The organism is Porphyrobacter sp. TH134 (assembly GCF_002855495.1).
In the GTDB taxonomy this organism is placed as follows: Bacteria; Pseudomonadota; Alphaproteobacteria; order Sphingomonadales; family Sphingomonadaceae; genus Erythrobacter.
Genome location: NZ_PKRO01000020.1, coordinates 1 through 20,113, shown reverse-complemented (window position 1 = coordinate 20,113; position 20,113 = coordinate 1). Strand labels below are relative to the sequence as shown.

The window sequence follows — 20,113 nt, the reverse complement described above, 5'->3', positions numbered from 1 at the left end:
TCGGATCAATCGCAGAGCGGGATGACAGGCATGGCGCCCAACCGAAGCTTCCAATCGCGCCCGCGGCGGCTCAGCTGGCCGTTGATCGCCGGGATTGCGGCGCTGCATCTGGCGGCGCTTTACGGGCTGGCACGCGCGCTTGCCCCCGACATGACGGGCGCGGTCGTGCGGGAGGCACTGGCGGCTTTTGCGTTGACGCCTGAGGCGCCGCCGCCTCCTGCGCCGCCGCCGCCGCAGAACCAGTCGGAACCGGATGAAGGGGCGCAAGGTGCACCGGGGCGCAAGGCGTCGGCGCAGCCTGTCACCAGCCCGCCGCCCCGGGTGCGGGTGAAGCAGGATGACCCGCGCCCGCAAGCCGCATCCACCGGCACCGCCAGCAATTCGGGCGCGGCTGCGGCGGGCGAGGGCACCGGGGCGGCGGGCACCGGCTTTGGCACGGGCAGCGGCAATAGCGGGGCCGGGCGCGGCGGGATCGCTGTCAGCAAGCCCGTTCATATTTCGGGCCGGATCGACAACGCCCGCGATTTTCCCGTGCCCGCTGGGGGCCGTGCGGCCCGGCGCGGAACGCAGGTGATCGTCCGCGTGACCGTGGGCACTGATGGGCGCGCGCGCGATTGCGCGGTGATCCGCCCCAGCCCCGATCCCGAGGCCGACCGGATCACCTGCCAGCTGATCGAGAGCCGTCTTGGCTTCCGGCCTGCCACTGATGCGTCCGGCAATCCCGTTGCGGCCCCGTTCTATTGGCGCCAGCAATGGTTCTGACCGGCGCGGTGCCAATTATTCGCCAGATCAGACTCGTTTCGCGGACGCTTGCTGATATAGCGTCGCCGCGAATAAGGGGGTTTACGTGACTGCGATCCATCCGGTCATCTTGTGCGGCGGCAGCGGGACACGGCTGTGGCCGGTGAGCCGCAGGGCGGTGCCCAAACCGTTTCTGCCGCTGGTCGGTGACGAGACCCTGTTTGAACAGGCGCTCAGCCGGGTGGCTGGCGATGATCGCTTTGCCGCGCCGATGGTGGTGGCCGGGGCAGATCATGCTGATCTTATTCGGGCGCAGTTGGGCGATCTTCCCGGTGCGCGGCTGGTGATTGAACCGGTGGCGCGCAACACCGCGCCCGCCATCGCTCTTGCCGCTGCCTTGCTGCCGGCCGATGCCGTGATGCTGGTCTGCCCGAGCGATCATCACATCGCCGACAGCGCTGCCTTTCGCGCCGCTGCGCTGGCCGCCGCGGCGCTGGCGCGCGACGATTACCTTGTCAGCTTTGGCATCGCGGCTGACCGGCCCGAAACCGGCTATGGCTACCTCAGACGGGGCGAACCGCTCGCGGGGGGCTTTGCCATTCGCCAGTTTGTGGAAAAGCCCGACCTTGCCCGCGCCAAGGCCTATCTGGCGACCGGCGAGTATAGCTGGAATGGCGGGATCTTCGCGTTCCGCGCAGGGCACTTGCTGGCTGAGCTCGCAGCCTATCGCCCGGCCATGGCGGAGCTGGTCGCCGAAGCGGTTGCCGGCGGCGCGTCCGAAGGCGGGTGCTTCCACCCGGCCGCAGCGCCGTTTGCCGCGATCGCGGGGGATTCCATCGATTATGCGGTCATGGAAAACACCGCCCGCGCCGCTATGGTGCCAGCGGACATGGGCTGGTCCGACATCGGCAATTGGGCGGCCTTGGCCGATGCGCTGACCCACCAAGCCGACGCCGACGGCAATATCGTTCGGGCAGGCGCTGCCGATCTTGCGGAATGCAGCGGCGTCTTCGCCATGACCGATGGCCCGCGCATTTCCGCTGTTGGCCTCACCGATATCTGCATCATCGTGTCGGGCGACGAGGTGCTGGTGACCACGCGGGCGGGCGCGCAGGCGGTGGGCAAGCTGCCCGGAGCCACCCACCAATGAACGCCGGCCCGTCCCCGGTCCGTCAGCTGCCCACGCGGCTGGTCGACAAGGTCTGGGGGCGCGATGTCCTGCCTGCGCCATTCTGCGCGCCGTCCGGTGTGCGGATCGGGGAAATCTGGTTCGAGCCGCCGCCTGAAGTGCCGCAGGTGCTGGTGAAGTACCTGTTCACCAGCGAGAAGCTGTCGGTGCAGGTGCATCCGTCTGATGCCAACGCGCTCCCCGGTGAAGCGGGCAAGGAAGAATGCTGGCTGGTGCTCGACGCGCAGGCAGACGCCCGCCTGGCCATTGGCTTTGAGCGTGCTGTCACACCCGGCGAGATCGCCGCGGCCGCGCGTGATGGCACCATCGAAAGCCTGCTCACCTGGCATCCGGCGCGGGCGGGCGATCTGTTTTATCTGCCGGCCGGCACAGTCCACGCGATTGGCCCGGGCCTGTCGATTGTCGAAGTGCAGCAGGCCAGCGATACGACGTTTCGCCTGTATGACTATGGCCGCCCGCGCGAACTGCATCTGGAGCGCGCGCTGGCGGTGGCTGATGGCGCGCCTTATGCCGCAGCGCACCGCCGTTCGATTGCCAGCGGACAGGTGCTGGTCGATGGCCCGCATTTCCGGCTCGACCGGGTGGTGGGCGCGCCCGATGCGGCCACGCTGTCCGCCTATTCGGGCGCGCTGCTGGCCCTGCCGCTGGCGGGCGAAGTGGCAGCCAGGGACGGATCGGCCCGCGCCGTGGCCGGGGAATGCCTTGTCGCAGACAGCCTTGGCAGCCTCGATTTCAGCGGGGCAGGCGTGACCTTGTTGACGCGTCACCTTTAGGCGTCACGCGCCGGTGAGCAGCCGCTCGATCTCGGTCATGCCGTAAGGCTTGCGCAGCACCGCATCCGCGCCCAGCCGCGAAAAACTGCCAGCGCCTTCGGCGTAGCCTGTCGCCAGCACAAAGCGCACGCCCGCCGCGCGCAAGGCCTCGGCGATCGGTTCGGAGGATTCGCCGCCGAGGTTAAAGTCGATGATCGCGAAATCCGGCGGGCTTTCGGCAATCGCGGCCAGCGCGCCGGCGACCGAGCTTTCCAGCCGCACGTCGCCCACGCCGAGCCGTTTGAGGTTTTCTTCGGTATCGAGCGCGATGATGATGCTGTCTTCCACCACCAGCACGCGGGCAGGCTGGAGCGGAGCGGGCGGTTCGTGCTGCGGTGCGGGTACCGGGCGCGCTGCGATGGGCTGGGAAAGTGGTGGCCCGGCATCAGTGAGATAGCGCGCAGGGACAAGGAAATCTGCCTCCACCCCTGCCAGCTTGTAGCGCACATCAGCCTCGCCCTGCAGATCATGCGGAACCGACCGGGTGATGATGGCCGAACCAAAGCCCGCCCGTGTCGGGGCTGTGACCGGCGGACCGCCGACCTCGCGCCAGTGCAACGCCAGATCGCCAAAGGCCGTGCGCGCCAGCTCCACCGCGACGCTGCCGGCCGGCGCGGAAAGGCTGCCGTATTTGGCTGAGTTGGTGGCGAGTTCGTGCACCACCAGCGCCAGAATGGTGTAAGCCTCCGGTGCGATCAGAACATCGTCGCCGGTCAGACGAAAGCGGGGGCGATCAGCGCTGCCATAGGGTGCCAGCTCTGCCTCGATCAGCCGGGTCAGGCTGGCCGGGCCCCAGTTCTTGGCGGTGATGTTTTCATGCGCTGTCGCCAGCGCGGCGATACGCCCGCCGATGATCGCGGCAAATCCCGGCACGCTCAGCGCCTCGGCCTGTGATTGCGATACCAGCGCGCGGATCAGGCCGAGGATATTGCGAACGCGGTGATTGAGCTCGGCAATCAGCAAGTCTTGCTGCGCGGCGGCGCGGGCGCGCTCGCGGGTCAGATCCTCGCTCATCCGCAGGATCACCTCGATCAGCGTGCGGCGCAGGCGGGCGGCGATTTCGCATTCATCGGCGCTCCAATCGGCGCTGTGGCCGCGCACGGTTTCCTGCCATGCGGCAAAGCTGGAGCGGGGCTGGAGGGGTTCGCCCGGAGCGGCGACGGCCTTGGCAGGATCGCCCGCCCACTGGATCACCCGGTCGAGTGGACGGCGCCACAGCACCAGCGAATCGCGCGTACCCCGCGCCAGCGGCAGCACCAGCGCGCCCGCGGCGCGGCCGGCAAAGCTGGCAGCTTCGGGAAGCTGGTCGGCCAGCCGCGTGCTGGCATGGGTGGCACCGCCGAGGGTGCTGGCCAGCAGCGGGGCGATGGCGCGAAACTCTGCCTCATCGGGCGCTGCGCCGCTGGCCCGATATTCGCCATCGGCAAACAGGGATATGCCGTCGTGGGGAACAGCCTCGCGCAGCAGTTCTTCGATCAGCGGCAGGCTGTCGGCCAGCGTCACGCCGCCGACCAGCCGCACCAGCAGCCGGTCGTTCAATTGCCGCGCCCGTTCGCGCAAGGCTTCGGCCTGCGCGACCAGAATGCGGTCGAGCATCAGCGAGAAGGTCTGGCTCAGCAATTCGGCCACTGTCCGCAGCGAGTAGGGCGGCAAGCGGCTGCTGCGATGGTGGCACGAAATCATGCCCCACAAGCGGTCGTGCCGCACGATCGCAATCGCCAGGCTCGCGCCCACGCCCATGTTGCGCATGTAGGCCAAGTGCATCTTCGAGTGCGAACGCAGCATCGACATCGACAGATCAAGCGGCGCGTCGTCGGGGCCGGTGGCAGGGAGGATGGGGACCGGCTCCGAATCCATGTCGGCGATGATGCGGAAGCGGTTGCGGCGGAACAGCTCGCGGGCCTGCTGGGGAATATCGGCCGCAGGATAACGCAGGCCTTTGAGCGGCTCCATCGCCTGATCGCGGTCCTCGGCGATCACTTCGCCGCTTTCGTCGGCATGAAACCGGTAGATCATCACCCGGTCATAACCGGTCATCTGGCGCACCAGCCGCGCTGCGGTATCGCACAGGGCAGCCACCGTGGCGGCCTGTTCAAGCTGCGCAATCACGGGCACGATCATGCTGACATGGTCGGCAAAATCATTGCGGGCATGATGTTCAAACTCGATCACCCGCAGCCCGCAGCTGATATGCACCGCACAGTCGAAAAAGTGGCCTTTGCCCGTTAAATCAATGCCAAAGCGCCGTTCTTGCGTGTCGGTTCCGGCAAGATTGGCAAGCGCTTGCAGCAACGTGCCGAGCGCGGGGGCGGCGATGATCCGGGCGAGCGGCGTGCCGGGCGCAGGGGTTTGGGCCAGCCCCAGCAGATCGGCGACATTCGCCGATGCATGCGCCACCAGCCCATCTTCGCCCGCTGCGATCAGGCCGCCAAAGCTTTGGACAGCGGCAATATGGTGGATGGCCTCGCGGTCGCATTCGGTCAGCGTATCGGTGCGCTGCTGATAGTTCACGATGCCAGGCTTTCGCGGATGGTGTCAGCACCCTGCTTGGCATCGGTTGCGGCCAGAAAATGCGCGAATACGGCTTCGGCGGCATGGGCTGCACCGGCGGCTTCTTCCGGCGCGGCGGGTTGATCGATCCGGGCGCGCAGGGCCTGCCAGAAGGCCATCATCGCGGCGTCTTCAAGGAATGCGGCGGGCCATGCGCCGCCGCCGATCCGGGCGACCTGCCGGGCAATGGCGCGGTTGCCGAGCGCCGAGCCCGCCAGCACCCAGGCGGTGCCCAGCGCAGCGCCTGCCGGAGATCTGCCGCCGGGGTCAAGGGCGGTCTGGCGGGGATCAAACGGGGCGCAAGCAGGGGGCAAGCCCATGCCCAAAGCGGTCAGATCAGCGGCCAGCAGGGGGGTTTGCACCGGCGGTGTCAGATCGGCGGGCGCATGGTCGGCCAGCCACGTTTCCAGCGGCGCGCGTGCGGCATGTTGCAACGCAAGGAAGCGGGCATAATCGCTGCGGGTCTGCCAGCCGCTGGCGGCCTGCATGGCATGGTCGAGCAGATCGTGCGCCGCCATGGTGGCGCTGCGCAGGTGATCGCGCAATGTCGCGCTTGCCCCTGCCTGATGCTTCCCCGGCGTCATGTGATCCGCCCTTCCTGCCCGATTCGGCGATTCAGCCGAATTGCCGCCTTATCCTCGGGTTACAGCCGGAGTGTAAGATGAATTAGGCAAAAGTGTATGTCCAAATATTATGACATACGGGCAGGGGCTTGGCAATTGCGAACCGGCAGCCGCGCGGCTGTCATCAGGGGGCGAGCAGGCGGCCGCCTTCCTTCTTGACCGCTGCCTCCAAGGGGCCGCGCATCAGGCCCAGCAGCAGCGGCAGATCCATTTCGATCACGACGTCATTGTCGCGCACCTCAACCCCGCCGGGAATGGTCTGCCCGACCACCTCAGCGGTGATCGTCATGCGGTCTTCGCTCGGCCAGGTGGTGGTGACCTTGGCGAGGCCCGGCGGAAAGAACCCCGCGATTTCATCGGCATGGGCCCGCATCCGGCGGCGCACTTCATCCTTGGTCAGATCATGGGGCAGGGTCACGCGCATGGCTCAGCGCTCCTTGGGCTGGGGTGCAGCGGCGAAATCTGGCAGGGGCACGCCGGTATCGGGTTGGCGCCTATCCTCCAGCGCTTCGGCCCCGCCATAGCGGTATTCGAGATAGCGGCTCTTGATCGCCAGATCATCGAGCGCGCCTTCGGCCAGCCGCCGGGTCACCCGGTCAACCTCGCCGGACAGCTTTTCGAGGCTTTCGGTCAGGCGCTGGTCGGCGGTCTTGCCCGCGTGCTCCTCTGTGCGCAGGTGGGCCGGGATCTTGCGATAATTCTCGATCGTCTCGGGGATGTACTCGCCCACCAGCTCGCGTACCTCCGCCATCGCCGGTTCGTTGTCCCCGAGGCCCTTCAGTTGCAGTCCGAGCGCATCGAGCTGCACCCCGAGCCGGTCAATCAGCGCCTGCGCGGGCGGGGGCAATGCGGGGCGCTGCGCTTCTAGCCAGATTTCGGTGCGCGCGACCATGCCCTGCGGATTGCCCTGCTTCAGTTCAGCGCGCTGCGGAACCTTCACCTTCCCGGTCGCCGCGAACATGGCGAAGATGAACGCGGTGAGCGCGACGACAGTCATCACTCCCCAGAAACCGATCCCGCCGATGATCGCTCCGGTGATGCCGGCCCCCACATACAGCGCGAACACGGCAATCGCGATGTTGCGGACCTTTTTCAGCAACGCCTTGGTCTTCAGCTCGGCCGAAGCCTTGCCGATGCTTGCCCTGCGCGGCGCGGGGCGGTGCGTTCCGCCCTCGCGCTGCACGGCAAGGCTGGTCTTGGCCTCGCGCAGGATGCGGTCGCTGTCGCGGGTGCTGTCTGCCATCACTTATCCAGTGCGAGCAGCGAGGGCGTTTGCGCAGCGACCTTGGCCTGCGCCTGCGCCTGACCTTCGGCGCGGGCGATATAGCCCTTCGACCGCTCGACCTCGCTGGTCAGCACATTGACCGTCTGCTTCATCGAATCCAATGCACGCACCTTGAAGGCGTCGACCTCGTCCATCGTGTCATAGATGTTCTGGAAGGCGCGTTGCAGGGTTTCCAGCGGGATTGTGCTGGACGCTGCCTGTTCATGGATCTGCGCGGTCTGTTCGCGCAGCAGCGTGCTGGTGGAATCGATGATGTCAGCCGTGGTCTTGTTGAGCGCCGTGATCTGGCCGAGCACAAGCCGCTGGTTGGTCATCGCCTGCGCCACCGTCACCGCCGTGCGCAGCGCACCGACGGTGGTGGTGCTGGCGCGGTCAACGCCCTTCACCAGTTCGACATTGTTCTTCTTCACCAGATCGAGCGCGAGGTAGCCCTGCACGCTCACCGCCATCTGGGTCAGCAAATCCTGCGTGCGCTGGCGGACATAGAACAGCGCGCTTTCCCGCAGCGCCTTGGCCTTCGCCGGATCGGAGCTGTCGAGTTCCAGCGCCTTGGCTTCCAGCCGCGTGTCCAGCGTCTTGGCGATGTGGATCATCTGCTCCAGCTCGCCCATCGCGGCCCACAGCTTTTGCCGTTCGGTATCAATCGCGGCATTATCGAGATGCAGTTCCTTTTTGCCGCTTTCCAGCCGCTGGAGGATCGAGGCGATATGCCCCTGCGCCGAGGTATAGCTGTCGAAGTAGTTCTTGATCTTGTTGCCGAAGGGAATGATCCCGAGGATCTTGCGCGGGCCTGACAGCTTGCCTTGCCGGCCCGGATCCAGGTCTTCTACCGTGCGGCGCAGTTCGGCCAGGTCCTTGCCCACGGTGCCATCGCCATCCATCGCGCGCACTGGACGGTCGAGGAAACGGTTCGACATGGCGGCCGCGGCGCGGATCTGTTCCTGCCCCATGCGGGTGATCTGATCGACCTTTTCGCCGAACTGGGGCGAATTGGCATCCACTGTCACCAACTCGTTCACGAAGGCATCGACCTTGGTGTCGAGCTTGGACTTCTGCTCGGCCGACACCGGCACAAGGCCTGCCGCCTGCTCGGGCGCGACCACCGGCACCGGATCGGGCGGCGTGAGCGAAAACGCATTGGCGGTCACGGTCTGGGTTTCGGTGCTCATGCCTTGTCTCGTGCTCCCTGAGGCTGGCCGCAGCGCGCGCGGTCACCCTTGCTGTATTAGTGATCTAAAACACGCCTTTCAAGCTGGCGCGCATGCTACGCCGGTAAGGGGCATTTCGTCCATGCGCGGCGTGCATGGCTTGGCAACCTGCTGCAAGCCGGGCTATCGCCGCCATAACAGACGATTGGGCGAGGGCTTGCGCGGATGAACGAAACCACCAAAACCGCATCCCTGCGGTCCGCGCTGGACGAATTGCGCAGCTGGTGGGCCGTCAATGTCATCGGGCAGGTCGATCAGATCGAAGTGACCGAACGCCGCCGCGAAGAGGGCAAGCTGTCCGAACATTATCTGTTCATGACAGTGATGAGCGGGGGGATCGCGATCCTTGGCCTGCTGCTGTCTTCGCCTGCGGTCGTGATTGGGGCGATGCTGCTGTCGCCGCTGATGGGGCCGATCATGGGCCTTGGCTTTGCGCTGGCGATTGGCGACTGGAACTGGCTCAAGCAATCCATCCGCACGTTGCTGATCGGCAGCGTGATGGCCGTGCTGCTGTGTGCGTGCCTCGTGTTTCTGTCCCCGATCCAGACTGTCACCAGCGAAATCGCGGCGCGCACCCGGCCCAATCTGTTCGATCTGTTTGTCGCGCTGTTTTCGGCGCTGGCGGGCGCCTATGCGATGATCCGCGGGCGCGAGGGCGCGATTGTCGGCGTGGCGATCGCGACTGCGCTGATGCCGCCGCTCGCAGTGGTAGGCTTTGGGTTGGCGACGTGGAACTGGCCGGTGTTTTCGGGCGCGCTGCTGCTGTTTGTGACCAACTTCATCACTATCGCGCTGACGGCCTTCGGGATGGCGAAGCTCTATGGCTTTCGCAATGCCTTGAGCGCGCGCAACACCATGTTCCAGAACATCGCGGTGGCGACGGTGTTTGTAGCACTCGCCGTGCCGCTCGCCTTTTCGCTGCAACGGATCGCGTGGGAGACCAATGCCCAGCGCATCGTGCGTACGGAAATCCGCGACCAGTTCGACGGCCGCTCGCAGCTTGATCTGCTGGAGATCGATTTTGCCGCCGCGCCGGTCGGGATCCATGCGGTGGTGTTCACGCCGGTGCTGCGTCCGGGGGTCGAGGCGGGGCTATCGGCGGCGTTGTCGCAGCGGCTGGGTGAGGAGGTGCGGCTCGATCTGGTGCAATACGAGGTGGGCACGAATGATTCGGCGGCGGAACGCGCGCAGCTTTCTTCCGCCCGTGCCCGCGAAGAGCGTGAGGCATCCGCCCGCATTCAAGCGCTGGCCGTGCGGCTGGCGCTGGCGGCCGGTGTCGCTTCGGAGGATGTGCTGATCGACGAAGCCCGCCGCCGCGCGCTGGTGCGGGCCAAGCGATTGGAAGGCGCCAGCCTTGCGACCTACCGGGCGCTGGAATTGCGCATTGCAGGCAGCGAGCCTGACTGGACCATCGAACTGATCCCGCCTGCGATGCCACTTGATGCCACGATTGCGGTGGAGGATGGCGAACCAGACGCAGGCTCGGTCAGCCTCGTGCAATGGGCGGCGCTCAGGCTGGATCGCGGCGTTGTGCTGACAGGGCCTTCAACCGAGGCAGAGGCGGCAGCGGAGGCCTTGCGCGAGGCAGGCGTGGCGGTGGAAGTACGCGCAGGCGGAGCGCCGCTGCGAGCCGGGTGGGCGGTGCAGGAGGAGTAGGGGCGCCCGCTTTGGCGGGGTCTCCGCCAAAAAGCGGAAGTTCGGGAAGCGACCCCGAAGTGGACGTTCCCCTTTTCGTCGCCCCGTGCTTGACACGGGGCTTGGCTACTTCTGCTCAGGTAGTGGTTTGCCATGATGTAGACCCAGCCACCCTGCTCCATACACCGCGTATCGCGCCAACGCCGACGGAAGAAAAGCCAAGCCCCGTGTCAAGCACGGGGCGACGATGAAGTGAGGCGGAAGCTTTCCACCCACGTCCGGCCATGAACGCCCTTGAATGCGTGCGTCAAAAGCGGACGCGGGTGCCTGCCTTACGCCGCCAGATCAATCGGCACGATTTCGCCCGCCAGATACAACTTCTTCGCCTTGGCGCGGCTGAGTTTGCCCGATGACGTACGCGGCAAGGTGCGCGGCGGTACCAGTTCGACGATGCAGCTCATGCCCGTGACCGAGCGCACCTTGTCCGCGATCTGGTCGCGCAGCTTCACGCGCTCTTCGGGATCGCTGACCTTGCAATGCACCAGCACCGCGGGCGCTTCTTCGCCGTTTTCCATTTCGATGGAGAACGCTGCGATGTCGCCGTGGTTGAAACCGGGCAGCTGTTCCACCGCCCACTCGATATCCTGCGGCCAGTGGTTCTTGCCATTGATGATGATCATGTCCTTCGCCCGGCCGACGATGAACAGATAGCCCTTGGCGGTGTAGCCCATGTCTCCGGTGTCGAGCCAACCATCGACCAAGCAGTCGCTGGTGGCTTCCTCGTTGCGGAAGTAGGAGTGCATCACGCTCGGCCCGCGGCACCACACCTTGCCGATCTGGTGATCGGCGCGGCTCTCACCGTTCTCGCCGCGGATCGCGACGTCCATGTCGGGCAGCGGCTTGCCGCAGTTGACGATGGCGCGGTAGCGGGCCGGGCGCGACAGATCGCGCGGGGCGCCCGACAGACGCTCTTCCTCGACCAGTTCGACCCGGATGCCTTCGCCCGGCGGCATCACCGTCACCGCCAGCACGGCTTCGGCAAGGCCATAGGACGGGGTGAAGCTCGAGGCCTTGAAGCCGGCTTCCGCAAAGGCGTTGACGAAGTTCTGCATCACGTCCGGCCGGATCATGTCCGCGCCGTTGCCGGCGATGCGCCAGCGCGATAGGTCGAAGCGTTCGGCCACGTGGCTCTGGCTCGAAATGCGGCGCGCGCAAATGTCGTAGCCGAAGGTGGGGGAATAGGAGAGCGTGTTGCCCGGATTGCGGCTGATCATATCGAGCCACGCCAGCGGGCGGCGCGCGAAGGCGTCGGGCTTCAAATAATCGCCCGACACCTGATTGGCGATCAGCGACAACAGGCAGCCGACCAGCCCCATGTCGTGATACCACGGCAGCCAGCTGACGCAGCGGTCATTCGCGCCAAGCTCCATTGTGGTCGAATGGCCGTAGAGATTGTGGAGCAGCGCCCGGTGCGTCACCGCTACCCCGGTGGGAAAACGGGTCGAGCCGGAGGAATATTGCAGGTAGCAGATATCGTCCGGGCTGGCCTGCGGCAGGTCGCAATCGGGGGCGGGGCGCAGCGCGAAGTCCTGCCAGCTTTCTGCCGGGCAACCCTGCCGGGCAGCGGCCGCGGCGGCCATCTCGGCGATTTCTTCGGGGTAGAGGAGCAGCTTCGGGTCTGAACTTTGCAGCTGCACCGCCAGTTGGTCGATAAAGCTTTCCTTGCCGCCAAAACTGGTCGGCAGCGGCAGCGGCACCGGCCATGCGCCGACATAGACACAGGCGCAGAACAAGGCCGCGAAATCGGGGCCGGTCTCGGCGATCAGGGCGACGCGGTCCTGCTTGCCGATCCCGGCAGCGAACAGCCGGCGGGCCATGACCAGCGCATCTTCGCGCATCTGCGAATAGGGATAGACCCGCGCCAATTCCCCGCGCATGTCATGGAAATTGAGCCCCTTCAGGCTCTGCGCAGCATAGTCGATCGCGTCGTTGAAGGTTGCAAATTGCGCACGAATCCGCGGCAGGTCGCAATCATTCGGCGTCGGCGTCAGAACGGCCTCGGTCATATTATTCAACGATACCCGTAAGTTGCGGCGCGGTTCATGGTGGTGGCCCTTCCGCGCTCTGGCATAACCCCGTGATGCCGGGCATAGTCCGGCCGTGTCCAATGCACCGCATTTGATAAGGAAAGTGGCACGAATAAGGCGAAATGGTTTCACGTAAAGCGAATTCGTCATCACCCGGCCATGCAGCAGGGGAAGATTCCGGGTGGAAACGCCGGAGCGAAAAGCGGGTGAAACCTCCGCTCGGCGAAGCACAACTGCGCGATCTGGCGCTGCATTACGCTGCCCGCTTTGCCACCACCGCCGCGCGGGTCGAGGCCTATTTGCTGCGCAAGATCCGCGAACGGGGGCTGGCCGAGGATGCGGATGGCCGGACCGTGGATGTCGATATTTCCGCCCTCGTCGCCCGGCTGGTGGAACTGGGCTATGTCGATGATGACGCCTATGCCCGGATGCGCGCGCGCGATCTGGGCGGGCGAGGCTATGGCGGGCGGCGGGTCGAAGAAACGCTGCGCCATGCGGGCGTGGGCGAGCAGGTGCGGCGCGATCATGCCCCGGGAGAGGCTGCCAGCCGCCGTGCTGCGGCCTTGATGGCGCAAAAGCGGCGGATCGGCCCCTATGGCGCGGGCAAGAACGACGGGGGCGACCCCCTTGCCGCCCGCAAGGCCCACGAAAAAGCCGTTGCAGCAATGCTGCGTGCAGGCCACCAGTACGACCACGTCCGGTTCGTGCTCGCCGCAGCACGGATCGAAGACATCGACAATTGGCTGGCCGAGGCGGCCGACGCAGAAGGAACCGAAGACCAATGGTAAGGCAGATGCTGGCCGGCGCGGCGTTGATGCTCGGCGCTTTGGCGGCGTGCTCACCGGGAACAAGTGCGACCGCCAGTGCGCAATCGCCCGCACCGGCAGCAGAGCCTGCGGCGCGCCATCCGGTGTCGGGGCTTGCGGTGATTGATCTCACGATCGACCGCGCGGGCACGCCGCTCGCATTCAAGGTCGAACTGGCGGACACACCCGAGGCGCAGGCGCGCGGCCTGATGTTCCGCACGGCGCTGGGCGATTATGAAGGGATGATCTTTCCCTCCGCCGCGCCCGAGCCGCGCAGCTTCTGGATGAAGAATACGCCGCTCAGTCTCGACATCATCTTTATCGGGGCGGATGGCCGGATTCTCAACATTGCCGCCAACACCGTGCCCTATTCGCTCGATTCGGTCCCGTCACAGGGCCTCGCCAGCGCCGTTCTGGAACTGCGTGCGGGCCGGGCCAAGGCGCTGGGGATCGTGCCGGGCGACCGGGTGACGTTCTAGTTTGTGTCCGCGGAGGCGGGCACGCAAACAAGCACTCTCACCCCTTGGCGCATCCGCTCTAATCCGCTAGGCGCACCGGCATGGGTATCTTCGCAAAAATCTTCACCTGGTGGGATGGTGCCACCATCGGCACGCAGCTCTGGGCCAGCCGCGCGAAGGGCGAACATGTTGGCACCGACGCGGCGGGCAACAAGTATTACCGCGCCCGCCCGGCGGCTGCCGCAGGCCTCAACACCGGATCATACACCAGCCGCGACAAGCGCTGGGTGATCTACAACGGCGCCAATGATGCCAGCCGCGTGCCGGCCGAATGGCATGGCTGGCTGCACGGCACCTATGACGAGGTGCCCGAAAGCCACCTGCCCCCGCCCAAGATCTGGGAAGTGGATTACACCCCCAACGCAACCGGCACCGCGCAGGCCTATCGCCCGCAAGGCGCGCTTGAGCGTGGCGGCCAGCGCGCCCGCGCCGTTGGCGATTACGAAGCGTGGACGCCCGGCAGCGCGGACAGCTGAGCGGCGCGGTGAGGCCTCTGGTTGTTATCCTTCCGCTGATATTGGCGGCGTGTGATACCTTCGCGCCTGAAGCCGAAACGGTAAAAGTGCCGCTGGACGATGCCAGCCCTGCCGCTGCGGCGGCTGCCCCGGCAGCCCCCGTCAATGATTACGGCGCGACCCCGATGAATGAACGGGTGGCTGTGCTGGGCCTGCTCAACAAGCGCAACAATGTCACCGAAGAACTCCGGCTGAAGCCCGGCGAAGCGCGCGAGATCGGCCCGGTGATCGTTCGCCTGTCCGCTTGCGAGCGAACCGCGCCGTGGGAAATGCCGCAGCAGACCGGCGCCTTCGTGCAGGTCGACATCCGCGAGCGCGGCGCGGCGCAGCATACCCGCGTCTTTTCAGGCTGGATGTTTGCCCAATCGCCAAGCCTGAATGTGGTCGAGCATCCGGTCTATGATGTCTGGGTCAAGGATTGCACGATGCGGTTTCCCGGCGAAGAGGGCCCGGCCTCGCCCAAGGCTGACGCATCCGGCACGCCGGCGCCGCGCCCGTCGGCTGCGCCAACCACGGCTCCCGTCGCTGCGCCGCCAGCGCCCGTTGCGGCAGCGCCGGCAGCGTAGCCGGTGTCGAACCAGCGCCACGCCGTGCCAAGGCTGGAATGGGGCAGCCCGCTCGCCTGCTCCACCAGCCGCCGGTAATCGGCCTGCGCCAGCTCCACCGCACCCATCGACCGCAGATGCTCGGTCATGAATTGGCAATCGAGCAGCGCGAACCCTGCGCGCCGCATCAGCGCCACCAGCCACGCCAGCGCCACCTTGCTTGCATCCTGCGTGCGGCTGAACATGCTTTCCCCGCAGAACACCCGGTCGAAGCTGACGCCGTAAAGCCCGCCGACCAGCCGGGCCGCACCATCTTCGCCGGGCTGCCAGCATTCCACCGAATGGGCATGGCCGGCACGGTGGAGGCCGATATAGGATTGCACAATCCGCTCGCTGATCCAGGTTTCGGGATGATCGAGCCGCGGTTCCGCGCAGGCGCGGATGATCTGTTCAAACGCGCGATCAACCGTCACGGCAAAGTGATCGGCCCGCAGCACCTTGCGCAGGCTGCGCGACAGATGCAGCGCGTCCAGCGGGATGATCGCCCGGTCGCGCGGTTCCACCCAGAACACTTCGGCATCCTCGCGCTTGTCCGCCATCGGAAAAATGCCGCTGCGATAGGCCAGCAGCAGGGTCTCGACCGGGATGGGAGGGCTGATAGGCGCGTGCATGATTGCAGCGCACCATACATGGCCGCCTGCGATCAGGCAAAGAGGATTGCCTATCGCCAAAGGCTTCGATAAAGGCACCGCTCCGACGCGCTGCAGGGGTGTAGCTCAGTTGGTAGAGCATCGGTCTCCAAAACCGAGGGCCTGCGGTTCGAGTCCGCACACCCCTGCCACTTTTTCGCGTTTCGAACCGGCCTCTGCCGGTTCGTCCTCCCGGCAAATCCTTCGTTTCGCTATGCTTCACTTCGGGCCGGTCCGGGCACGCGGTCGCGCTTGCGACGCCTCTGGCGCCGTATTGCGCCGCCGACGACAAGTTGCGCCTGGCCCCGCCGTTCATCTCGTCGTAAGCCGAAGCGTGTATTCCTGTCGACGAACCGAATACGCCCTCGCACAGGAGACACGAAGATGAGCGCCTACACCTTCCGTTCCTCGCGCCCCGACCACTGGGTCAGCCCGCGCCCCACTCGCGATCCGGCGCGGGGCCGGGCGATTCACGGCCCGCTTCAACCGATGTGGTCGCAGCCTGGCCTGGTCGCCCGCCTGCTGGGATTGCGCTGAGGCGGAGCCGGCGTTCAAGCATTCTTGCATTTGCGCGGCCCTGCGCGTATGGGCGATGGCGTCTTATCCGACATCGGCAGAACATCCCGCCCCTCCGACGACCTTGTCCCGGACGGCGCGGACCCTTACCTGAAAGCCGCCTGACCGGACGAGACGCGCAGGCATTACGCGAAGGAACGCAGCGGCATGGCCGAACAGAAGATCGCTCCCACCACCGGGGCAGAAGAAAAGAAGCGCAAGACCTCGCCCGGCGAGTTCTTCAATCAGGTCAAGACCGAGGCGAACAAGATCGTCTGGCCGACCCGCGAAGAAACCGTGCGCACTGCGATCTTCGTGTTCATCTTCATGATGATTCTCTCGCTGTTCTTCCTCGGCGTCGACAGCGCGTTCGGCGCGATCGTGCGCGCGCTGATCGGCCTGCTCCAGTAAGGCGCCCGGCGCCGTTTGATTCTCTGCCCGTCAGACCCCATTTTCCAAGGACTTTCCATGGCTGCTCGCTGGTACATCATCCACGCTTATTCCGGTTTCGAGAACAAGGTACGCGATGCCATCATCGCCGAGGCGGAGCGGCTTGGCCTGACCGAGGGCGTCGAGGAAGTGCAGGTGCCGACCGAGACGATCACCGAAGTGAAGCGCGGCAAGAAGGTGCAGGTCGAACGCAAGTTCATGCCGGGCTACGTGCTCGCCAAGCTCAACATGACCGATGATGTCTATCACCTCGTCAAGAACACGCCGAAAGTGACCGGCTTTCTGGGTTCGGGCAACAAGCCGCAGGCGATCTCGGAACGTGAAGCCTCGCGCTATTTCGGCGGTGTTGCCGAAGCGCAGGCAACGCCCAAGCGCGAAATCAGCGTCGATTACGAGATCGGCGATTCGGTCAAGGTCAACGCCGGGCCGTTCGCCAGCTTCAACGGGATCGTCGAAGAACTCGATTTCGACAAGCAGCGGGTCAAGGTCAGCGTGTCGATCTTCGGCCGTGCGACCCCGGTGGAACTGGGCTTCGAGGAAGTCGAACTGGTCAAGTAAGGGTGTTGTGTGTGCGTGCCCGCCTCCGCGGGCACGTCCTCGGTGCGTCCTTGCCGCCCTACCGCTTCGCTCCTTTAGGGTGATTAGTCCTCCGCCAAGCCCCGAGTGCCTGCGGGCGGGCTGTTGCCCGTGCGGCCTCTGGCGAGACCGGTCTTGCGCTTCTGTGGTCCGGTGATGAAAACCCGCCCCGGCATCTGCCAGCGCAAGCGCCGCTTTGCCTCCCGCGAGGAGTGTGAGGCGGTCGCTCTGGGCGCGGAAACACGCCTGCGCACTTACAAATGTGCGCTGTGCGGACAGTTTCACCTCACCAGCCGCACCAAGGGCCTGCGCCCGCCGCGTGGTTTCGGTTGATTTCGGGCAGGCCTGCGACTATGCGGCGCCCTTCGCTGGCTCCGGCTGGCGATTCCGCGCGGGAGCCTCTGCAAAGGCACGAAGCAGAGGCGTTTGACCGCTCAACATGAGCCTGCGCTGGAAACAGCCGGGCAACAGTGCGACAGGAGTAAGGCCCCATGGCCAAGAAAATTGAAGGCTATATCAAGCTGCAGGTGGCCGCCGGCTCTGCAACCCCCTCGCCGCCGATCGGTCCGGCGCTGGGTCAGCGCGGTGTGAACATCATGGAATTCTGCAAGGCGTTCAACGCCGCCACGCAGGAACTGGAAAAGGGCATGCCGATCCCGACCGTCATCACGGTTTACGGCGACCGCTCGTTCACCTTCATCACCAAGACGCCGCCGGCGTCGTACCTGCTGAAGAAGGCCGCTGGCCTGAAGTCGGGTTCGAAGGAGCCCAGCAAGATTTCGGCCGGGACCGTCACCAACGCGCAGATCCGCGAAATCGCGGAAGCCAAGATGGCTGACCTGAACGCAAATGATATTGACCAGGCGATGAAGATCATCGCCGGTAGCGCCCGCTCGATGGGCCTCGAAGTGGTGGAGGGCTAAGCACATGACCAAGATCACCAAGAAGGCCAAGGTTCTGGCCAGCCTCGACCGCGAAAAGCTGTACACCGTCGACGAAGCGCTCGCGACGCTGCGCCAGTTCAAGACCAAGTTCGACGAAACCGTCGAAGTGGCGATGAACCTCGGCGTCGATCCGCGTCACGCTGACCAGATGGTGCGCGGCATGGTGTCGCTGCCGTCGGGCACCGGCAAGGACGTCAAGGTTGCCGTGTTCGCGCGCGGCGACAATGCTGAAAAGGCGCTGGCTGCCGGGGCCGACAAGGTCGGCGCCGAAGACCTGATGGAAGACATGCTGGCGGGCAACCTCGATTACGGCCGCGTCATCGCGTCGCCCGACATGATGGGTGTCGTCGGGCGTCTGGGCAAAATCCTTGGTCCCAAGGGCCTGATGCCGAACCCCAAGCTCGGCACCGTCACCCCCAACGTCGCGCAGGCGGTCAAGGACGCCAAGAGCGGCCAGGTTGAATACCGCGTCGAAAAGCAGGGTATCATCCACTCGGGCATCGGCAAGCTGAGCTTCACCGATGACGCGCTGAAGGCGAACTTCAAGGCGCTGACCGAAGCCGTGGTGAAGTCCAAGCCTGCGGGCGCCAAGGGCAAGTATGTCCGCAAGGTCACCATGACCTCGTCGATGGGTCCGGGCCTCAAGGTTGACCTCTCGGAAGTCGAAGGGGCGTAATTTTTGCGCCTCAGGCGCCGGCGGGGCCGTTCGGCCCCTTGGCTACCGCGCCATTAGGCGCGGCGGCCAGTCGGCCTTGCGATCCCCTTGGGATCGAGTTGTGGCGCAATGCAAACATGGGAAGGGTCGGAAGGCGGTGGCTTTCCGGCCCTTTCGCTTGGGCGGGATAAGGCATTCTGCCCACTTGTCTTTGGCTTTAATCTGCCCATCTTGGTGGGGAAAACGCGGCGCCCTTTCCTCCCCTGCCAGCGCTTTGTGAAAGAGGTTGGCCGATGCCTGTTGCGCCCGAACGCCTTGCCGGATGGCTTGGCCCCAAGTGGCTCGTGGTTGGTGTTGCGCTTGCTGCCGATGGACTGCTGATGAGCTACGATCTGCGTCTCGGCATCGCGGCAAGCGTGCTGCTGGGTGTGATTGCAGCGATGTGGCTGTATCTGGCGCTGCGTTACGGATCGCTCAGCGGCGCGCCGTCGGGCCGTTCTGCGCTTGTGGCACAGGTGCGTGTGCAGGAGAGCAACCGCCGCAGCGCGGCCGCGATCACGCGCGGCGAATCAGGCCCTCAGGACCGCCCGAATCCGACCCAGCGCCCCTGATCGCTGCGCCAGCGCTTTGGCGCTGAGCACGCCGGCATCAAACGCGGCCCGCGCGCCCAGCAGGCTGCGGTTGGCAAGGGTCGGCTCCAGCAGCACCAGGCTGGAACACGCCGCCGCGTGCGTGCCGAACATGTCCTTGTGTGCGCCATCACCCTCGGTGAAGTCGAACCAGCGGTAGCGATTTTCGCCAAACAAGCGCTCCAGGGCGTCCATTTGCAGCACTGTGCCAACCGATAGCCGCGCCCATTCCGGATCATAGCCGAGATGGGCATAGACCAGCGTCTGCCCCATCACCGGCAGCGCAAGGTAGGCCACCGGCTGACCGCCCGCATGCAGCAGGAAAGCGCGCATCCCGTCCGCTTCGGCCGCCTCCAGCATGGCGCGGCGCGCCTCCGGGCTTTCGGGCAATCCGGCATCGAGCAGCCGCGCCTGATAGGTACGCGCCGACAGCGGCAATGCGGCGACGAGGAAGGCTTCGACTTGCGCCGGGGTGCGATGTTCGGTCACGGTGTAGCCGCCCGCCTCGTCCCCCAGCTTGCGCGCCTTGCGCCGCAAGGTGGAGCGGGTCTTGCCTGAAAACTGCGCCATGTAGTCATCGAAACTCTGGGTCATATCGATGTAGTGACGGCGATAGTCCTGCCGACCGCCCGCGATGAAGCCGGGATAGCGGGCGGTGATTGCGGGCAGCTGCACGGTCGGGGCGGAGAGCACCCGCACCCCGTCACGCCCGCTCGGCGGCAGGGCAGGCAGGACGCCGGCCAGCACATCCTCTAGGCTGAAGGCCCAGGTGGAAAGCGCGCGCGGCACGCTCAGCAGGCGGCGCGATCCCACGGTGAAGTCGATGGCAGCGGTGCCCACAGCGCGTCCCTAAAGCGCGCCGTAGAGCGCGTTGGCGACGAATTGTTCGGCTATCCGGCGTCCCGTCCGCATCGCGCTGGGCGGCAGCGGCTGACTGGCCCGGATCGGCGAGCGCACGCTGGGTGGTGTGTCCGCATAGGTGCCGGTCGTTATCCCGGGCATGGTGTTGAAGGACAGTTCACAGGAGCCGTAAGGCGACATCCAGCTTTACGAGGTGTCGCCTTGGCCTGATCGATTTCCCGGCGGATGGTCTTCCGGGAG

Annotated in this window: 23 protein-coding genes, 1 tRNA gene and 1 pseudogene; 16 read left to right on the top strand and 9 right to left on the bottom strand. The window is 65.7% G+C overall.

Annotated features, from left to right (window positions below; translation table 11 throughout):
- The first annotated feature begins 30 nt into the window (after positions 1–30).
- From C0V72_RS09950 to C0V72_RS09940, 3 genes are all read left to right on the top strand, one after another.
- The gene (locus C0V72_RS09950; protein WP_101794009.1) at positions 31–762 is read left to right on the top strand and encodes a TonB family protein; all 732 of its coding nucleotides are present in this window, start codon (positions 31–33) and stop codon (positions 760–762) included.
- A gap of 85 nt (positions 763–847) precedes the next feature.
- Positions 848–1,891, top strand: a complete 1,044-nt coding sequence (locus tag C0V72_RS09945; RefSeq protein WP_101793983.1) for a mannose-1-phosphate guanylyltransferase — start codon at positions 848–850, stop codon at positions 1,889–1,891.
- Positions 1,888–2,703, top strand: coding sequence for a class I mannose-6-phosphate isomerase (locus C0V72_RS09940; protein ID WP_101793982.1), 816 nt, complete (start codon positions 1,888–1,890; stop codon positions 2,701–2,703). Before C0V72_RS09945 ends, C0V72_RS09940 begins: the two co-directional genes overlap by 4 nt.
- 3 nt (positions 2,704–2,706) lie before the next feature.
- Here the strand turns inward: C0V72_RS09940 and C0V72_RS09935 are convergent, their stop codons facing one another.
- From C0V72_RS09935 to C0V72_RS09915, 5 genes are all read right to left on the bottom strand, one after another.
- The gene (locus C0V72_RS09935; protein ID WP_101793981.1) at positions 2,707–5,253 is read right to left on the bottom strand and encodes an HWE histidine kinase domain-containing protein; all 2,547 of its coding nucleotides are present in this window, start codon (positions 5,251–5,253) and stop codon (positions 2,707–2,709) included.
- Positions 5,250–5,876, bottom strand: coding sequence for a biliverdin-producing heme oxygenase (locus C0V72_RS09930; protein WP_101793980.1), 627 nt, complete (start codon positions 5,874–5,876; stop codon positions 5,250–5,252). Before C0V72_RS09930 ends, C0V72_RS09935 begins: the two co-directional genes overlap by 4 nt.
- A gap of 163 nt (positions 5,877–6,039) precedes the next feature.
- Positions 6,040–6,339 carry a polyhydroxyalkanoic acid system family protein gene (locus tag C0V72_RS09925; protein WP_101793979.1) on the bottom strand — a complete coding sequence of 100 codons (300 nt, stop codon included), beginning with the start codon at positions 6,337–6,339 and terminating at the stop codon, positions 6,040–6,042.
- Positions 6,340–6,342: 3 nt separating this feature from the next.
- Positions 6,343–7,158: a hypothetical protein gene (locus C0V72_RS09920; RefSeq protein ID WP_101793978.1), complete on the bottom strand. Its 816-nt coding sequence runs from the start codon at positions 7,156–7,158 to the stop codon at positions 6,343–6,345.
- On the bottom strand, positions 7,158–8,369 hold the full coding sequence (locus C0V72_RS09915; protein WP_101793977.1) for a toxic anion resistance protein: 1,212 nt from the start codon (positions 8,367–8,369) through the stop codon (positions 7,158–7,160). The genes C0V72_RS09920 and C0V72_RS09915 overlap by 1 nt, the downstream gene beginning before the upstream one ends.
- A 204-nt stretch (positions 8,370–8,573) precedes the next feature.
- Here C0V72_RS09915 and C0V72_RS09910 point away from each other — a divergent pair, with 204 nt between their 5' ends.
- Complete coding sequence (locus tag C0V72_RS09910; RefSeq protein ID WP_101793976.1) at positions 8,574–10,064, top strand: TIGR00341 family protein; 1,491 nt, start codon at positions 8,574–8,576, stop codon at positions 10,062–10,064.
- 311 nt (positions 10,065–10,375) lie between these two features.
- On the opposite strand, the gene C0V72_RS09905 is transcribed toward C0V72_RS09910, so the two are convergent.
- The gene (locus C0V72_RS09905; RefSeq protein WP_101793975.1) at positions 10,376–12,109 is read right to left on the bottom strand and encodes a fatty acyl-AMP ligase; all 1,734 of its coding nucleotides are present in this window, start codon (positions 12,107–12,109) and stop codon (positions 10,376–10,378) included.
- A gap of 227 nt (positions 12,110–12,336) precedes the next feature.
- Here C0V72_RS09905 and C0V72_RS09900 point away from each other — a divergent pair, with 227 nt between their 5' ends.
- The 4 genes and pseudogenes from C0V72_RS09900 to C0V72_RS09885 form a co-directional block, all read left to right on the top strand.
- Positions 12,337–12,918: a RecX family transcriptional regulator gene (locus C0V72_RS09900; RefSeq protein WP_233999881.1), complete on the top strand. Its 582-nt coding sequence runs from the start codon at positions 12,337–12,339 to the stop codon at positions 12,916–12,918.
- On the top strand, positions 12,912–13,415 hold the full coding sequence (locus C0V72_RS09895; protein ID WP_172438986.1) for a DUF192 domain-containing protein: 504 nt from the start codon (positions 12,912–12,914) through the stop codon (positions 13,413–13,415). Before C0V72_RS09900 ends, C0V72_RS09895 begins: the two co-directional genes overlap by 7 nt.
- Before the next feature lie 80 nt (positions 13,416–13,495).
- On the top strand, positions 13,496–13,930 hold the full coding sequence (locus tag C0V72_RS09890) for an NADH:ubiquinone oxidoreductase subunit NDUFA12 (RefSeq protein WP_101793973.1): 435 nt from the start codon (positions 13,496–13,498) through the stop codon (positions 13,928–13,930).
- Positions 13,931–14,094: 164 nt separating this feature from the next.
- A pseudogene (locus C0V72_RS09885) lies at positions 14,095–14,331 on the top strand (DUF2155 domain-containing protein); the annotation flags it as partial.
- Between the two features lie 35 nt (positions 14,332–14,366).
- Here C0V72_RS09885 and aat read toward each other — a convergent pair.
- Entirely contained in the window at positions 14,367–15,185 is an 819-nt protein-coding gene (aat, locus tag C0V72_RS09880; protein ID WP_101793972.1) for a leucyl/phenylalanyl-tRNA--protein transferase, read from the bottom strand.
- A gap of 94 nt (positions 15,186–15,279) precedes the next feature.
- Between aat and C0V72_RS09875 the strand changes: the two genes are divergently transcribed.
- The 8 genes from C0V72_RS09875 to C0V72_RS09850 all read left to right on the top strand — a co-directional run bounded on the left by C0V72_RS09875 (position 15,280) and on the right by C0V72_RS09850 (position 18,994).
- Positions 15,280–15,355, top strand: a tRNA-Trp gene (locus C0V72_RS09875).
- 232 nt (positions 15,356–15,587) lie between these two features.
- Complete coding sequence (locus C0V72_RS16430) at positions 15,588–15,740, top strand: hypothetical protein (protein ID WP_172438985.1); 153 nt, start codon at positions 15,588–15,590, stop codon at positions 15,738–15,740.
- 186 nt (positions 15,741–15,926) lie between these two features.
- Positions 15,927–16,169 (top strand): preprotein translocase subunit SecE, encoded by a 243-nt coding sequence (gene secE, locus C0V72_RS09870; RefSeq protein WP_101793971.1) that lies wholly within the window; start codon positions 15,927–15,929, stop codon positions 16,167–16,169.
- 57 nt (positions 16,170–16,226) lie between these two features.
- Positions 16,227–16,766: a transcription termination/antitermination protein NusG gene (gene nusG / locus C0V72_RS09865; protein WP_101793970.1), complete on the top strand. Its 540-nt coding sequence runs from the start codon at positions 16,227–16,229 to the stop codon at positions 16,764–16,766.
- 174 nt (positions 16,767–16,940) lie between these two features.
- Positions 16,941–17,117 carry a hypothetical protein gene (locus tag C0V72_RS16425; RefSeq protein WP_172438984.1) on the top strand — a complete coding sequence of 59 codons (177 nt, stop codon included), beginning with the start codon at positions 16,941–16,943 and terminating at the stop codon, positions 17,115–17,117.
- A gap of 158 nt (positions 17,118–17,275) precedes the next feature.
- Positions 17,276–17,707, top strand: a complete 432-nt coding sequence (gene rplK / locus C0V72_RS09860; RefSeq protein WP_101793969.1) for a 50S ribosomal protein L11 — start codon at positions 17,276–17,278, stop codon at positions 17,705–17,707.
- A 4-nt stretch (positions 17,708–17,711) separates the two neighbouring features.
- Positions 17,712–18,404, top strand: coding sequence for a 50S ribosomal protein L1 (gene rplA, locus C0V72_RS09855; protein ID WP_101793968.1), 693 nt, complete (start codon positions 17,712–17,714; stop codon positions 18,402–18,404).
- Between the two features lie 272 nt (positions 18,405–18,676).
- Positions 18,677–18,994 (top strand): hypothetical protein, encoded by a 318-nt coding sequence (locus tag C0V72_RS09850; protein ID WP_101793967.1) that lies wholly within the window; start codon positions 18,677–18,679, stop codon positions 18,992–18,994.
- Here C0V72_RS09850 and C0V72_RS09845 read toward each other — a convergent pair.
- Positions 18,953–19,852, bottom strand: a complete 900-nt coding sequence (locus tag C0V72_RS09845) for a GNAT family N-acetyltransferase (protein WP_101793966.1) — start codon at positions 19,850–19,852, stop codon at positions 18,953–18,955. The two genes, C0V72_RS09850 and C0V72_RS09845, sit on opposite strands and share 42 nt — an antisense overlap.
- A gap of 9 nt (positions 19,853–19,861) precedes the next feature.
- Positions 19,862–20,014: a hypothetical protein gene (locus C0V72_RS16420; protein ID WP_172438983.1), complete on the bottom strand. Its 153-nt coding sequence runs from the start codon at positions 20,012–20,014 to the stop codon at positions 19,862–19,864.
- Positions 20,015–20,113 lie beyond the last annotated feature (99 nt).

Coding starts and splice junctions, on each gene's coding strand:
- C0V72_RS09950 (WP_101794009.1), top strand. CDS start 31: ATGGCGCCCAACCGAAGCTTCCAATCGCGCCCGCGGCGGCTCAGCTGG.
- C0V72_RS09940 (WP_101793982.1), top strand. CDS start 1,888: ATGAACGCCGGCCCGTCCCCGGTCCGTCAGCTGCCCACGCGGCTGGTC.
- C0V72_RS09930 (WP_101793980.1), bottom strand. CDS start 5,876: ATGACGCCGGGGAAGCATCAGGCAGGGGCAAGCGCGACATTGCGCGAT.
- C0V72_RS09925 (WP_101793979.1), bottom strand. CDS start 6,339: ATGCGCGTGACCCTGCCCCATGATCTGACCAAGGATGAAGTGCGCCGC.
- C0V72_RS09920 (WP_101793978.1), bottom strand. CDS start 7,158: ATGGCAGACAGCACCCGCGACAGCGACCGCATCCTGCGCGAGGCCAAG.
- C0V72_RS09915 (WP_101793977.1), bottom strand. CDS start 8,369: ATGAGCACCGAAACCCAGACCGTGACCGCCAATGCGTTTTCGCTCACG.
- C0V72_RS09910 (WP_101793976.1), top strand. CDS start 8,574: ATGAACGAAACCACCAAAACCGCATCCCTGCGGTCCGCGCTGGACGAA.
- C0V72_RS09905 (WP_101793975.1), bottom strand. CDS start 12,109: ATGACCGAGGCCGTTCTGACGCCGACGCCGAATGATTGCGACCTGCCG.
- C0V72_RS09895 (WP_172438986.1), top strand. CDS start 12,912: ATGGTAAGGCAGATGCTGGCCGGCGCGGCGTTGATGCTCGGCGCTTTG.
- C0V72_RS09890 (WP_101793973.1), top strand. CDS start 13,496: ATGGGTATCTTCGCAAAAATCTTCACCTGGTGGGATGGTGCCACCATC.
- aat (WP_101793972.1), bottom strand. CDS start 15,185: ATGCACGCGCCTATCAGCCCTCCCATCCCGGTCGAGACCCTGCTGCTG.
- C0V72_RS16430 (WP_172438985.1), top strand. CDS start 15,588: ATGAGCGCCTACACCTTCCGTTCCTCGCGCCCCGACCACTGGGTCAGC.
- secE (WP_101793971.1), top strand. CDS start 15,927: ATGGCCGAACAGAAGATCGCTCCCACCACCGGGGCAGAAGAAAAGAAG.
- nusG (WP_101793970.1), top strand. CDS start 16,227: ATGGCTGCTCGCTGGTACATCATCCACGCTTATTCCGGTTTCGAGAAC.
- C0V72_RS16425 (WP_172438984.1), top strand. CDS start 16,941: ATGAAAACCCGCCCCGGCATCTGCCAGCGCAAGCGCCGCTTTGCCTCC.
- rplK (WP_101793969.1), top strand. CDS start 17,276: ATGGCCAAGAAAATTGAAGGCTATATCAAGCTGCAGGTGGCCGCCGGC.
- rplA (WP_101793968.1), top strand. CDS start 17,712: ATGACCAAGATCACCAAGAAGGCCAAGGTTCTGGCCAGCCTCGACCGC.
- C0V72_RS09850 (WP_101793967.1), top strand. CDS start 18,677: ATGCCTGTTGCGCCCGAACGCCTTGCCGGATGGCTTGGCCCCAAGTGG.
- C0V72_RS16420 (WP_172438983.1), bottom strand. CDS start 20,014: ATGCCCGGGATAACGACCGGCACCTATGCGGACACACCACCCAGCGTG.